At 70.6% G+C, this 12,684-nt stretch carries 17 protein-coding genes; 6 read left to right on the forward strand and 11 right to left on the reverse strand.

Going from position 1 to position 12,684, the window contains the following annotated elements:
* Window positions 1–43 precede the first annotated feature (43 nt).
* The 3 genes from EDD90_RS00110 to EDD90_RS56255 all read right to left on the reverse strand — a co-directional run bounded on the left by EDD90_RS00110 (window position 44) and on the right by EDD90_RS56255 (window position 1,491).
* Complete coding sequence (locus EDD90_RS00110; RefSeq protein WP_185149563.1) at window positions 44–544, reverse strand: hypothetical protein; 501 nt, start codon at window positions 542–544, stop codon at window positions 44–46.
* A gap of 168 nt (window positions 545–712) precedes the next feature.
* The gene (locus EDD90_RS56250; RefSeq protein ID WP_221305050.1) at window positions 713–979 is read right to left on the reverse strand and encodes a methylenetetrahydrofolate reductase; all 267 of its coding nucleotides are present in this window, start codon (window positions 977–979) and stop codon (window positions 713–715) included.
* Between the two features lie 287 nt (window positions 980–1,266).
* Window positions 1,267–1,491: a hypothetical protein gene (locus tag EDD90_RS56255; protein WP_221305051.1), complete on the reverse strand. Its 225-nt coding sequence runs from the start codon at window positions 1,489–1,491 to the stop codon at window positions 1,267–1,269.
* Window positions 1,492–1,696: 205 nt separating this feature from the next.
* Here EDD90_RS56255 and EDD90_RS00120 point away from each other — a divergent pair, with 205 nt between their 5' ends.
* The gene (locus EDD90_RS00120) at window positions 1,697–2,674 is read left to right on the forward strand and encodes a hypothetical protein (protein ID WP_123971137.1); all 978 of its coding nucleotides are present in this window, start codon (window positions 1,697–1,699) and stop codon (window positions 2,672–2,674) included.
* A 97-nt stretch (window positions 2,675–2,771) separates the two neighbouring features.
* On the opposite strand, the gene EDD90_RS00125 is transcribed toward EDD90_RS00120, so the two are convergent.
* Both EDD90_RS00125 and EDD90_RS00130 read right to left on the reverse strand, forming a co-directional pair.
* Entirely contained in the window at window positions 2,772–3,275 is a 504-nt protein-coding gene (locus EDD90_RS00125) for a DUF1203 domain-containing protein (RefSeq protein ID WP_123971138.1), read from the reverse strand.
* Window positions 3,276–3,524: 249 nt separating this feature from the next.
* Window positions 3,525–3,731, reverse strand: a complete 207-nt coding sequence (locus EDD90_RS00130; protein WP_123971139.1) for a hypothetical protein — start codon at window positions 3,729–3,731, stop codon at window positions 3,525–3,527.
* A gap of 259 nt (window positions 3,732–3,990) precedes the next feature.
* Between EDD90_RS00130 and EDD90_RS00135 the strand changes: the two genes are divergently transcribed.
* On the forward strand, window positions 3,991–4,344 hold the full coding sequence (locus EDD90_RS00135) for an antibiotic biosynthesis monooxygenase (RefSeq protein ID WP_123971140.1): 354 nt from the start codon (window positions 3,991–3,993) through the stop codon (window positions 4,342–4,344).
* Window positions 4,345–4,623: 279 nt separating this feature from the next.
* On the opposite strand, the gene EDD90_RS00140 is transcribed toward EDD90_RS00135, so the two are convergent.
* From EDD90_RS00140 to EDD90_RS00150, 3 genes are all read right to left on the reverse strand, one after another.
* Window positions 4,624–4,995, reverse strand: a complete 372-nt coding sequence (locus EDD90_RS00140) for an SgcJ/EcaC family oxidoreductase (RefSeq protein ID WP_123971141.1) — start codon at window positions 4,993–4,995, stop codon at window positions 4,624–4,626.
* A gap of 31 nt (window positions 4,996–5,026) precedes the next feature.
* Window positions 5,027–5,737 (reverse strand): SDR family NAD(P)-dependent oxidoreductase, encoded by a 711-nt coding sequence (locus tag EDD90_RS00145; protein WP_123971142.1) that lies wholly within the window; start codon window positions 5,735–5,737, stop codon window positions 5,027–5,029.
* Window positions 5,738–5,871: 134 nt separating this feature from the next.
* Window positions 5,872–6,810 (reverse strand): LysR family transcriptional regulator, encoded by a 939-nt coding sequence (locus EDD90_RS00150; protein ID WP_123971143.1) that lies wholly within the window; start codon window positions 6,808–6,810, stop codon window positions 5,872–5,874.
* A 108-nt stretch (window positions 6,811–6,918) separates the two neighbouring features.
* Between EDD90_RS00150 and EDD90_RS00155 the strand changes: the two genes are divergently transcribed.
* The gene (locus EDD90_RS00155; protein WP_123980715.1) at window positions 6,919–7,221 is read left to right on the forward strand and encodes a muconolactone Delta-isomerase family protein; all 303 of its coding nucleotides are present in this window, start codon (window positions 6,919–6,921) and stop codon (window positions 7,219–7,221) included.
* Window positions 7,218–8,393, forward strand: a complete 1,176-nt coding sequence (locus EDD90_RS00160) for a YbfB/YjiJ family MFS transporter (protein ID WP_185148814.1) — start codon at window positions 7,218–7,220, stop codon at window positions 8,391–8,393. Before EDD90_RS00155 ends, EDD90_RS00160 begins: the two co-directional genes overlap by 4 nt.
* Before the next feature lie 97 nt (window positions 8,394–8,490).
* On the opposite strand, the gene EDD90_RS00165 is transcribed toward EDD90_RS00160, so the two are convergent.
* The 3 genes from EDD90_RS00165 to EDD90_RS00175 form a co-directional block, all read right to left on the reverse strand.
* Window positions 8,491–9,108, reverse strand: coding sequence for a TetR/AcrR family transcriptional regulator (locus tag EDD90_RS00165; protein ID WP_123971144.1), 618 nt, complete (start codon window positions 9,106–9,108; stop codon window positions 8,491–8,493).
* A gap of 162 nt (window positions 9,109–9,270) precedes the next feature.
* Window positions 9,271–9,870 (reverse strand): muconolactone Delta-isomerase family protein, encoded by a 600-nt coding sequence (locus EDD90_RS58470; RefSeq protein WP_123971145.1) that lies wholly within the window; start codon window positions 9,868–9,870, stop codon window positions 9,271–9,273.
* A 456-nt stretch (window positions 9,871–10,326) separates the two neighbouring features.
* Window positions 10,327–10,899, reverse strand: a complete 573-nt coding sequence (locus tag EDD90_RS00175) for an ester cyclase (protein ID WP_260327450.1) — start codon at window positions 10,897–10,899, stop codon at window positions 10,327–10,329.
* 158 nt (window positions 10,900–11,057) lie between these two features.
* On the opposite strand from EDD90_RS00175, the gene EDD90_RS00180 reads away from it, so the two are divergent.
* Together EDD90_RS00180 and EDD90_RS58475 are read left to right on the forward strand one after the other, a co-directional pair.
* Window positions 11,058–11,669: a TetR/AcrR family transcriptional regulator gene (locus EDD90_RS00180; RefSeq protein WP_123971146.1), complete on the forward strand. Its 612-nt coding sequence runs from the start codon at window positions 11,058–11,060 to the stop codon at window positions 11,667–11,669.
* A gap of 288 nt (window positions 11,670–11,957) precedes the next feature.
* A complete protein-coding gene (locus EDD90_RS58475; RefSeq protein ID WP_311737190.1) occupies window positions 11,958–12,392 on the forward strand; it encodes a hypothetical protein in 435 nt (144 codons plus the stop codon).
* The last annotated feature ends 292 nt before the right edge of the window (window positions 12,393–12,684 follow it).

The raw sequence follows: 12,684 nt of genomic DNA on the forward strand, positions 1-12,684 counted from the left end.
TCCGGCCTGCTACGAGAGGAAGACGCCCTGTCTTCTACGGGCGTCAGCCGTCGCCCGCAGTCACCTGCCCCGGCTCCGCGAGGAGGACAACTCGATCTGCGCCGACGTCGAAGCCGAGCACCGGATGGCCACAACGGCCCTGCGGATCCATCAGTACCGGCTTGCCCAGCCGCCGCCCGATCTCCCGCAAGAAGCCGCAGAACACGTCGAGTTGACCCTGCCCCTGCAACTCCCGCAGATCAACGTCGAAATCGATCTCATCGTCCGCGTAGAAGCGGAAGATGGCCAGCACGTCAGCAGTCGGCCAGACGCGTAGGCTCGGGTACCCGGCATCCGCCGAACGGGACAGCACGGCCTCCGCCCGAGGCACCGGAAGCGGCGTCTCGTCCTCGGAGTACTGGCACTGCCAGTCCCTCTCCGCGACAAGATCGAGGACCTCCTGCCAGTCCCCCGCCGACGCATCAGGGACACGTACATCCGGCAGCGGCCCCATCAGGTCCGGGTCGAAGAAGCACTTCACGTCGTCCCACAGGAGATCAGCCACACCGCCATGCTGCCCGGCGCCCGGACTCGACGCACCCCTGTTTCCGTTGGCCGAAGACATAGGGCCCCGGCCCGTAGCGGCGTACGGCACTGCCGGGCCAGGACCGGCACGTTGCTCCGGCATGCCCGGGTCCCGGCGGTGGTCTTCGTCCCGGCGCACGGTCTGCGTTCACAGTTCACGTTCCAGCAGTGCGGCGACCTGCCGATAGCGGCTGACGGGTACCAGGTGGACGCCGTCGAACGCACCACTGTCGCGAATGGCCAGGATCTGTTCACACGCCGCGGCGACGCCGGCGTCGCGGTCGCGTTCGACGTCGGCGACCAGCTTCTCGGGGATGTCGATGTCGGGGATCTTGGCCGCAAGGTTGCGGGCCATGCCCGCGCTGGCCACCACCATCACTCCCGCGTAGACCGGCACGCTCAACGAGACACTCACGCCAGCGCAGCAAACTGTCCAACGAGTAGCTGACCTGGACGAACACGAAGTCGGCAGCGTTCTTCCACTTCGGGAACGGGCGCAGCCCGGACGTGACGCCGGTCTGGAAGGGGCCGCAGCCGCCGAACGCCGGGTCCGCGTCCGCCGCCTTCGCCTGCTCGATCATGGCACGGACGGTCAGTTCGCTGGTCCGGCCTCCCTCCGTGGGCTTGTCACCGTGGACGAACAGGAACCGGTCCACGCCGTAGGCGGCAGCCGTGAGCAAGTCCCGCTGAAAGCCCAGCAGGTTACGGTCCCGCGAGTTGAGGCAGGCGACGGAACGCGCCCCCCATGGCCTGCACCTCATGAGCGACCGCGACACTCGACACCGTCGCGCGGCCGATGTGGTCGTCGGGAATCAGGAACGAGTCGGCGACCGGGCTCAACACGCCGATCTGGTGACGCACTCGGGTGAGGTCGGGATGAGTGGGTGGCTCGATCTCACAGATCAGTTCGAAACGACGATCAGCCATGTCGGGATCCTATCGGCGCCCGGATCGAGGCACGGGCGACGACTCGGTCCGCACGGCGGCAACCGCGACAGGTCACGACTGCCGGCCGGTCCCCCACCCCACCACTTGGTCTCGTCCCCTGGCCCATGACGTCGGCGACCAACCCGAGCCGGGCGCCCGAAAAGCCCTCGTCGCCCGTCACCCGGCGGCGCTAGTGTCGCCGATCATGGGAGCACGAGCGCAGTATGTGGTGGTCGAGAACGGCGCCTGGCAGCGGTACTACTCGCACTGGGCCGCCAACCGGGTCGTCGACGATCTGCTGCCCGGTCCGGCCGCGGCCACACGCTGTTTCCGCGCCAACCGGGAGATCGACGAATGGCTCGACGACGTGTGGTGCGAGGGCGCCGCACTCGTCGACCACGACCGCCGGCTCCTGCTCTGGTTCGCCTCCGAGAGCAGTTGGGCCGACCACGTCGCCGCCCGCGCCGTACTGGCCCGGACATGGCCCGGCTGGGACGTTCGCTTCGCGCACGACGGATTGGGTGATCTGACCCACCACCTGGGCCTCGGCAGAGACCTGACCCGTGCACCGGGCTGGTTCGAGACCTTCGAGCCTGCCGGGTTCCCGGACACCGAGTACACCAAGCCCTGCTCCGTCGCCTCCCTGCGCCTGCCCGACGGAAGCGTCCGCGCGTGGGGCAGCGACTGGGAGCCCATCGAGCACCTCGCCGCCGGCCCCGCCCTGATCGACCTGATCGCCGCGTCGCCGGCCACCCCTGCGCTCACCGGCATGCCACACGGCGGCGTCCATTTCGAACCGCAGGCCCGCACCGTCTCGCTCTGGGCAGTGCAGACCGTGGCCGGGATTCACAACTGGCCGTTGCCGCGCTGGGAGGACTGGGTCCTGGACTTCCGTGGCGACGACCACACCCGGCAAGCCGGGCTGCTGCCCGCGGACTTCCCCTTCCCTCGGCCCTCGCTCGCGGCGGCACTGCGGAGGCTCGGCGACGGACTGGGCACCCCGCCACCCGACAACGGCGCGCTCCTTGCCCGCGCCGCGGCTGCGTCCGGTCCGGAGGGCACCGTCCCCGTGGTGGCCCCCGCTGCGCTGGTGCCGCACGAACCGGCCGACCCCACCCCGGCCGAACTGGCCGCGCTGCGTACGGCGCTCGATGCGCTGGTCGCAAGGGCGGAGGTTGACTGACCACCACTTCATGGGCTCTCCATGAGCCGGATCAGGAGTGAGCCACCGGTAGTGGGCATGCCTCGCCGCCGCTCACCGGTGGCCTCTGAATTTCCTGTCAGGGGCGGTCCACGCGGAAGTGGTAGCAGCCGTATTCGACGGCGCGCACGTGTACCTGGACGGTCCTCGGGTCGGCGAATGCCTCGGCCAGAGCCTGATCGAAAGCGGCGTGGGCGTCGTCGGGAAGCTGCAGCATGCGGCCGCCTGTGATGTGCCCGCGGTTGTCGTAGCGGCGCAGGACGCGCAGGGCGCCGGGGCGGGCCCATGGGTAGCCGGGGCTCTCGCCGGACGGGCCGCCGCAGTCCTCTGCGTGGATGAAGACCGGCCCCTGTTCGTCGTAGGCCCCGGGGTCGGCATCCGTCCGCGCGGCCCAACGGCGCAGCGGGGCATAGGAGACCAGGGCGATCCGCTCTCCTTCGGTGCTGGACCGGAGACAGCAGCGCAGTGGTGCGCCGCCTTCGTCGTCCGTGTAGGGGCGTGGCGGCTTCCCGGCGTCGTCACGGACACGGAGTTCCTGGAGGGCCAGGTAGGGGACGGGGACGGGCTGGAAGGCAATGGTCATACCGTTCAGCGTGGCGCTGGACGGTCCGGGGCGCTGGCGGGAACCGGACGCCGTCTTCCGGACCTCGGATTGTCCGTCTCCGTCAGCAGAGCCCGAGTATCGGAGTCTCCAAGGCGTGGGTACCGCGGAGCCTCGCGATGTGTCCGAGCCGGCCTGGTCATCGGGGTCTGTGTGTGAGGTGTCGGCCCCGCCCCGAGGTGGGTGACCGAAGAGGGCCATGCCCCAGGGCGGAGTGGGCGACGACCGGACCTACTTGGCCGGGGGCGCGTCCTGCAGGCCGCTGGCCATGGAGGTGGCAGCCGCGTTGAGACCCGCCACCGCGGCCTTGGGCAAGGCCCCCGCGACCTTCGTGGCGAGGTCACGGGAGTGGCCGGAGGTAGATCCGTCCGCATGGGCAGGGGCGGCGAGAGTCACGCCCGTCAGAACGAGCGCGGCGGTGGTGATGATCCTCTTCATGCCCTGAGGAACGACCGTCTTCGGCCGGGGACACGCCCGGTAGCGGGCCACGTCGAAACGCGGCCCTGGAGAGCCGGGCGACGGGCAGACCGGCTGGGGCGCTCACGCAGCGGTGCTCGGCTGGAACGTCATCGGACAGGACACGTCTGACGTGCTCTCCTGTGCCGTCAGCCGGGTACTTGGTCAAGATACGGATCCCTTGGGCCTCCCGTTCGGGAAAGACGCTGGATCGCCGGGCGCCCCGCCCTACGGTGACGTCATGAGCGATCACTCCGATGCACCTGTTGCGCCCGTCGAGGCCTTTGAACCGCCGTACTACGTGGCTGTCTTCACGTCGGTGCGAACCCAGGACCAGAGCGGCTACAGCGAGACCAACGAACGCATGGAAGACCTGGTGAAGGACGTCCCCGGGTTCCTGGGGATGGATCACGCGCAGACTCCTGGTGGGCTGTCCATCACCGTCGGGTACTTCCGCGACGCCGATGCCCTCACGGAGTGGCGGTCCAACGCCGAGCACCGCGCGGCGCAGAAACGCGGGCGCGCCGAATGGTACGAGAGCTACACACTGCATGTGGCGAAAGTGGAGCGGAGCCACGGGTTCATGCGCGCGTAGGTCCCGCAGAGCCCAACAGGGGGCTGACCGACCGAAGTCGCCTCGGCTTCGGTCGGTGTGCGGCGTAGATGCGGAACTCTCAGCCGACGAACCAGCTGATGCCCGTACTCGGAGAGGTCGTCGTCAACTGGGGGGTTTTCGCCGACTTGCCCGTCGGCGGGCGCACCCGCTCTGCAACGGCATCCGCGGATGCGGTCGACACACAGAGACCGGCGCTCGCTCGCCGGCCGCGAAGGTCGGCGCGCCAACCGGTCCTGCGGCACTACGAGTTCGACCTCGCTAGTCCAGGCTGGAGACCTGGTAGTGCGTGAGGGACCAGCCGCCCCCTGTCCGGGACACGAGGACGGAGAGTTTCACGTCCCGCGGGGGCTGGTCCGTGAACGTGAACTCGACGGCGAGATAACCGAGGACGAGGTCGTCGGCGGGCCGGCGGGTCTCGAGGATCCGGTATTCCGCCTTCATGCCGAGAGGCTGGGCCTCGTAGTAGTCGGCGACGCTCTGGCGTCCGACGCTGTAGGGGTGCAGTCCCTGGAAGATGGCGTCTTCGGCGAAGAGCGCGGCGACGCGCTCGGGTCGGTGTGCGTCGACCGCGGCTTTCCACTGGTCGAGCACTTCGGTCAGGACGGCCGTGTCGTCGGCCCTGGTGGCCATGTCCGCTCCTCTTCTGGAATGTGACGTGCTGTCAGTGTCCGGCGCTCATACCGCCGTCGACGTGCAGGATCTCGCCGGTGACGAACGGTGCCGTCTCCAGGTAGAGCACCGCGTCGACGATGTCGGCGACTTCACCCATGCGGCCGACCGGGTGCAGGGCGGCGAGGAACTCATGGGTCTCGTCCGGGTGCATGGGGGTCTTGATGGTGCCGGGGGAGACGGCGTTGACGCGGATGCCGCGGGTGGCGTACTCGATCGCCAGGGACTTGGTCGCGGCCTGCAGGCCGCCCTTGGTCAGCGAGGCGAGGACGGAGGGGACGCGCGAGTCGGGGCTGTCGACCAGGCTGGTGGTGACGCTGACGACGTGTCCGCCCCGAGTGAGCAGGTGCGGCAGGGCCTGCTGAGTGAGGTGGAAGAAGCCGTCGAGGTTGATGCCGGTCACGGCGGCGTAGTCCTCGGCCGTGTAGTCGGTGAAGGGCTTCGCGACGAAGATGCCCGCGTTGTTGACCACGGTGTCGATACGGCCGAACCGTTCGACTGCGGCGGCGACGACGCGCTCGGCGGTCGCCGGGTCGGCGATGTCGCCCTGGACAGTGAGGATGTCCGCGTCGTCGGCGGGGGCGATGGTGCGTGAGGTGGCGACGACGGCGTGACCGAGCTTGCGGTAGCCCTCGACGAGGGCGGCGCCGATACCCTGCGAGGCGCCGGTGATGATCGCGGTCTTCTGGTGCTGTGTGCTCATGCTGGCCTTCTCCGTAGTGGCTGGACGGTTACTAGCCGACCGGTCGACTATTGATGGCGAAGGTAGATCGGGCCCGTCGGACAACGGAAGGATCGGCTTCCTACCTCCTGGGAGGCGCAGCCTCCCACCGCACGTCAGCCGTGATTCGCGTAGGGATCGCCGGCGGGCAGCCAGGCGTCGGGGGCATGGATTCCCAGGTCGCCGACGCCGTCGCACAGGGCGTCGACCACGGCCAGGACTGCGGTGCGGTCCTCGTTCTCGCGCCAGACCAGGGACCAGGTCCAGTACACCTTCGGCGCGACGATCTCCCGGCGCACCAGGTCAGGCGGAAGCGGAGCGGTCTGGCCCTTGGGCGAGTTGAGGACAGGGCGGGTGCAGCGACGGACGTGGTCGAAGTAGGCGGGGCCGGTGATGGCACCGTCGGAGACGCGTACCGCGCGGGCCCCGACGGCGTGCGTCAGTTGCTCGGCGTACTCGTTCCAGGAGGCCCAGGAGGTGATGTCGTCGTCGATCAGGACGTCGGTGTCCCGGGCCGCCACATCCGGGGTGTCGTTGCTGTCGCCGCCCTTCGCGACGGCGTACAGCCGGTCGGCGCCGAGCAGCCGGGACCGCAGTCCGAGCCGCTCGAGGTCCTCGGTTCGCACCCAGCAGACGGCGAGGTCCAGACTGCCGCCCGCGACCCGCGCGGCCTGGGTGTGCGAAGGGGCGACCCAGGCGTCCACATGCACCCGGGCGACCGCGGCCGTCCGTGAACTCAGCTCTGGCGGCAGCCAGTTGACGTATCCGAGCCGTACCGGCTGCGAGCCCGACAGACGGCCGGCCTGGCGCTTGAGGTCGTCGGCCCGCTCCAGCAGTTCACGGGTGTGCGGCAGCAGGGCGGCGCCGGCCTGTGTGAGGGAGACCGAGCGGCGGTCCCGGTCGAACAGCCGGAGGCCCAGGTCCCGTTCGAGCGCCTTGATCTGCTGTGAGAGCGAGGGGCCCGCGATGAGCAGCCGCTCGGCGGCCCGACCGAAGTTCAGTTCCTCGGCGACGGCGACGAAGTACCGCAGCTGGCGCAGTTCCACGCGTGCCATGCTACGCGCGCTGGGAGGCTGCGCCTATCAGCAGCGAGAGAGCCGGTCGTGGCATCGGTGCTGGTGAGGGGCGCACGATGAGTCCACCGACGACGGATGGAGTACATCGTGCGAGAGTTCCTGGTCGAGATCACCACCACCGTCCCCGAGGGCACCGCCCAGGACGAGGTCGACCGGCGACGGACCGCCGAGGCGGTGCGCGCGAGCGAGCTGGCCGCTACCGGCCGACTGGCCCGGCTCTGGCGCCCCGTGGGTGAGTTGCGCAGTATCGGCGTGTGGCGGGCCGCCGACGAGGAGGAACTCCACGAGAAGGTACTCGGTACCCTGCCGCTGCGCCCGTGGATGAGACTCACCGTCACCCCGCTGGAGTCCCACCCCAACGATCCGGGCCGGGTCGACGGCGCCCGATGACCGCTTCCGCTCCCCGGGCGCATGTCGCCAGAGCCGCTGCCGCACTGGCCGCCGGCATGGGTGTGGGCCGCTTCGTCTACACCCCGATCCTGCCCCTCATGCACGCCCAGGCCGGCCTGTCCGCCGCGGCCGGGGCGAATCTGGCCACCGCCAACTACGCCGGCTACCTGATCGGCGCGCTCGCGGGTGCCCTGGCCCCGGCGCTGGTCCGCTCCAGCGCCGTCCTGCGCGGCTCCCTGCTGCTGCTCACCGCAACGCTCGCCGCGATGCCTTTCACCCACAGCACCGCGGTGTGGGGCGTGCTGCGACTGCTGGCCGGAACGGCGAGCGCCCTGGTCTTCGTCGTCGCCGCCGCCTCCCTCCTGCACCATCTGCGGGGGCATCCGCCACACCTGCCCGGGTGGGCCTTCGGCGGTGTGGGCGCCGGCATCGCGCTGTCCGGCCTGCTGGTGCTGGCCCTGCGGTCCACCGCCGACTGGCGGGACGCCTGGTGGGCGGCCGCCGCACTGGCCGAAGTGCTGACCGTGGGCTCGTGGAATCTGTTGCCCGAGCAAACGCCCACCGTCCCGGCGACAAAGACCGCGTCCACGGCCCGCGCCTACCGCTGGTTCGGCGCACTGTTCGTCAGCTACACCCTGGAGGGCGTCGGCTACATCGTCGCCGGTACGTTCCTGGTCGCGGCGATCGGCCAGGGCTCCCCCGGCCTGCTCGGCAGCGGTGCGTGGGTGCTGGTGGGCCTGGCCGCCGTACCCTCTTCGGCACTCTGGGCCCGGCTCGGGCGCCGGTGGTCGCGCCCCGGTCTGCTGCTCACCGCGCTGACGGTCCAGGCGGTCGGTATCGCCCTGCCGGCGCTGACCGGGAGCACGGCGGCCGCCCTCGGCTCGGCGGTGCTGTTCGGCGCCACGTTCCTCGGCGTCAGCACCCTCGCCCTGGCCACGGGGGCGCATCTGAGGTTCCCGCGTTCCGTGGCCCTGCTGACCGCCGGATACTCCGTCGGCCAGATCATCGGCCCGCTGACCGTCGCTCCGCTGCTGCGCCATGGCTACCACCAGGCGCTGCTCCTGGCCGCCCTGGTGGTCCTGGCGGCGGCCGCGGCCGCCGCCGTGCTGCGCATCGGTTTCCCGCACCACGTGGTGGCGGCGGAGCACGCGGTGCCCGTACGACAGCGGTGATCCGTCGAGGGCGACGGGCCCGCCACGGTCAGCGCCGGCACGGCGGCACCGCGCTCCCCCGCCCCACACGGCGCCGCCGTCCTTCACTGCCGTGCGCTCACACAGCCGTACGGTCCCCGGTGTCCGTGGCGCCCAGCAGGGCGCGGCAGTTCTCCCACAGGGGGCTCAGCCGCTCGGTGGTGTTGTACAGCTTGGCGAACATCACCTGGCCCTCCAGTTGGGCCACCACCGCCCGCGCCGCCTCCCGGGTGTCGGTCACGCTCACCTCGCCGCGCTCGCGGGCCTCGGCGACGACGGACTCCACCATGTCCACCTGTGCGTCGAAGATCTCCTGCAGCCGTCCGCGGACCATCTCGGTCTGGTTGCTCAGCTCCAGGGTGAGGTTCCCGAACAGACAGCCCGCCACGGTGCCGCAGCCCTGCTGCACGGCGCGCTGACCGGCCTCCGTCTCCTCGAAAAGCCTCCGCAGCCGCTGCAACGGCTCCGCGTCGTCGGTCAGGGCACGTGTCCAGTCGTGCTTCTGGGCCGCCCAGTGCTCGTCGACGACCGCCAGCGCGAGGGCTTCCTTGGACTCGAAGAAGTAGTAGAAGCTCCCCTTCGGCACTCCGGCCGCCTTGCAGATCTCGGCCACGCCGAGCGCCGAGTACCCGCGTCCCTCGATCAGCGAGCGGGCGGCGTCGAGGATCTTCCGCCTGGCATCACTGGTACGTCCCATGCCACCAGCGTACGGAAATAACCGACCGGTCGGCTAGTCGCCCGATCGTTCTGGTCGGAGTCGTGGCGGGCATGCGGACACCACCGTGATGGTTCTGCGCGGCAAGGGACACGACACGGGGACGCCGCCGATCGCCGCTGGTTCGTCCGCGTGCGACGCAGGTCAGTCCTGGGCCGGTACGAGCCCCGGGTCGTTCGGGTGCTCACTCAGCGGTGTCGTCTCGGTGGAGAGCCACGGTGCCTGAGGCAGCGAGTCGAGGATGGTCTGCAGCTCGGCGGTGTCCCGGGCCCGCCACAGGCCGAGCGCCTGGTCGCCGGGGATCTGCCACAGCCGCACCAGGTGCCCCGCTCCGGCCAGTTCCTTCGCGCGGGCCGCCTCGGCCGCAGTCGCGTCCTTCAGCGCCTGGCTCGGGGCGTCCTTGGGGGCGAAGGTGACCAGGAACTCCTTTGTGGCACCCGGTGCTCGCGGGACGGCCGGACCCGGGTCGTTCGGATGTGGCGTCAGGGGCATGACCACGTCACTTCGCCAGACGCGCAGCGGCATGGCGGAGAGGATCTCCTCCAGGCGTACCGCGTCCGGCGCGACGAACAGCCCGAGCGTGCGCCACTCGCCGGGCTTCAGCGGCGGCCGCCAGAGCCTGAGCAGTTGGCGCGCCTCGGCGAGTCCGAGGGAGTTGGCGGCCTCGCGGGCGCGGATCTCGTCGACTGCCTCCGGGGAGGTTCCCTCCGGAACATGGGTGGTCATGGTGACGAGGTATTCCATGGACGATCATCCTCAGGCCCAGAACAGGAGCGAGCGCCGGGCGAAGGTGGGATGGGAACGGACGGTTGGTGCGGAGGGCGCGATCGGGCCGTTCCTGCGCGAGGATGTGCGCGCTGCCGGACCGGCACGGGACCTCTGTGCTCCCCGTCCCTCCGGATCGCTCCGCACCGCGGGCGACCCGACATGCGTGGCCGCCTCTTCTTCGACGGGGAGGGGTTCCCGTCCCGGTCGACGTGCGCGAACACAAGCACGACGGTCTCGACTTTTCTCGACTTGTGCCCACTGTCGCCCTCCTCTCGACGGCCTGGGCGCGTCGGCGCGGTTCAGCTCCGGGAACCGCCATCCGGATCCACGTTCCCGTATGCCGAGGTCGTTCGCATCCGTTGGCGGTCCCGGTCACGGCCTCGGGTCGAGCACCGGACCGCAAGGGCCCGTCCGTCGACCCGTGCGGTCGGCTCAGCGGCCTTCTGCGGGTTGCACGTCGAGCAGCGCGGCCGCCCCGGCAGCCTCCGTGGCCACCTGGGCGGCGGCACGGGCGGCTCGTCCCGTCAGGCGCCAGGCGATCATGCGGAGTGCCGCGGGCGGGGCCGGCGGGAAGACTCCGAGCTGGCCGAGCATGGTCATGTCGTCGCGTACCGCTTCATGGCTCACCACCTTGCCGTCGCGGAGGCCGAGCACATGGATCTGCTCGAAATCGATGTCCCGCCCGGTGGGAGGAACGGCCTGGTCGAGTGCGCCGTCGCGGTAGCGGACGAAGGGCCCCGTGTGGCGGCCCCGCATGCGCAGCCGCACCCAGACCTGGTCGTCGTTGCGCGCGATGCCGGCGACGGGGAAGCGCAGGTCAGCGAAGGCTGAGCGCATCCACGCCGCCGAGGCCAGAACCCCGGCCGGGCCGGGCAGGGCACAGGCCGGGGGTGCCACGGCGGCCTCGCGGTTGCGGAAGTCCTCGTGCACCACCTCGGCGGCCAGTGCCGGATCACCTGTCTCGAGGACCCGGAAGAGTCCGTGGGCCAGTTCTGTGGGGTCCATTCCCATGGTGCGGCTGCCTCTCGTGGGCTGTGCGGTCGCGACGATGACGCGGGCCGCCCGTGGGACCGGCAGCACGGTCACGCATCCGGTCCGGATCCGGTCGACCCGCGATTGAGGTTATAGCACGCCTAATGAATTCATCGCGATAGAATACGATCATGCAGGCGAAGCGCTCCTACGTCTCCCCGCTGCGAGAACAGGCGGCCGCACGGACACGCGAACTGATCGTGCGTCAGGCCACGGAGTTGTTCGCCGAACACGGCTATGGGCGGGTGACCGTCGCCGACATCGCCGCCGCGGCTGGGGTGGCCCCGAAGACCGTCTTCGCGAGCGTCGGCAGCAAGAGCGACATCCTGAACCGGATCGTCGACCAGGGCGTGAGCGCTTCCGGCTACGAGCACGCCATCCGGGCGCTGCTGGAAGAACGGACGCCGGAAGCGGTGCTGGGGGCGTTGGCACACGGCACGCGGATCGGCAACGAGGGGCAGTTCCGCGTGCACGAGGCGATCCGCAAGGCTCTGCCGGTCCACGAGGACGGCGAGGCACTGTGGGAGCGCGCCACCGCGGACTACCGCGACGCGCTGCACACGACCGCCCGCCACCTGCACACCCTGGTGCCGCCGCCGTCCTATCCGGTGAAGGAGACGGCCGACCTGCTCTGGCAGTGGTTCGGCCCCACCGGCTGGCGCACGCTGGTGATCGAGAGCGGCTGGTCCTGGGACCGCGCCGAGGAAGTCCTGTACCGCACGGCGCTCTCCGCACTGCGCTGACGCCGTTCGTGGGGCGGAGGTGAGGGGGCGGGCAGGGTGGGCAACCCGGCATCGGGGCGACACCGTCTCGCGTGACCCGGCCACCCGACGTGGCCGGCGACCACGGCTAGCTGACGAAGACCGCCGGCCCCGCGGCGACCGAGACGGATCTCGGGGACATCGACGCCGCTCTGGTCAGCCATGATCTCCATCCCGACAACCTGGACGTCCGGGGACGGGCCTTCGCGCTTCGGGCTCCGCTCGTGCTCACCGGACCGGCGTCCCCGCCCCGGCGGAGGGGTGCTCGACGTGTGTGCGGTGCCGGCCCAGCACGGGCCGGACGACGGGGAACGCGACCAGGACGGACACGTGAACTGCGAGGTGACCGCATTCGTCCTGAGCGGCGACGGCCTGCCGACCGTCTACGTCAGTGGCGACAACGCATCCGTGGGCGTCGTCGCCGAGATCGCCCGGCGCATGCCGCAGATCCATGTCGCGGTTCTTTTCATGGGGGCGGCCCGCGTGCCGGGCAAGATGCGCGGACGCCCGCTGACGTTGTCAGCGCAGCGGGCGAGCGCCGCGGCGTCCGTGCTGGGCGTGCCGATCGTCGTTCCCGCCCACTGCGACGGCTGGGCGCACTTCAGCGAGGAACGCGCCGACATCGTGACCGCGTTCGAGGACGCGGGACTGGCCGAGTGCCTGCGCGAGGCCGAGAACGGGTCATGGATCGACCTGCCCTTCTGATCGCCGATCACTGTGGACCGGCTGGACGCTGCAGGAAATCACCGAACGCCTGCCGGGCCGGTGACGACGCCCCAGCCTGCGTCGGAAGGGGCGTGACGTCGGCCCTGGCGCTCCGGCGGCGCAGAGCGGCTGGCGCGTCGGCGGACGGAGCCGGTCGCCTCAACCGCTCCGACCGGCGCCGGGAGTTCATGCCTGTCACGTGCGAGGAAACAGGTCCTGACCCAGGCCCTGTTGGGCTTTGACGCCCCCTGCCCGGCCGCCTACCGTCCAGATAGGTGACCGGTCGGCTAGT

Origin of the sequence: Streptomyces sp. Ag109_O5-1, from assembly GCF_003814875.1 — a bacterium.
GTDB lineage: Bacteria > Actinomycetota > Actinomycetes > Streptomycetales > Streptomycetaceae > Streptomyces > Streptomyces sasae.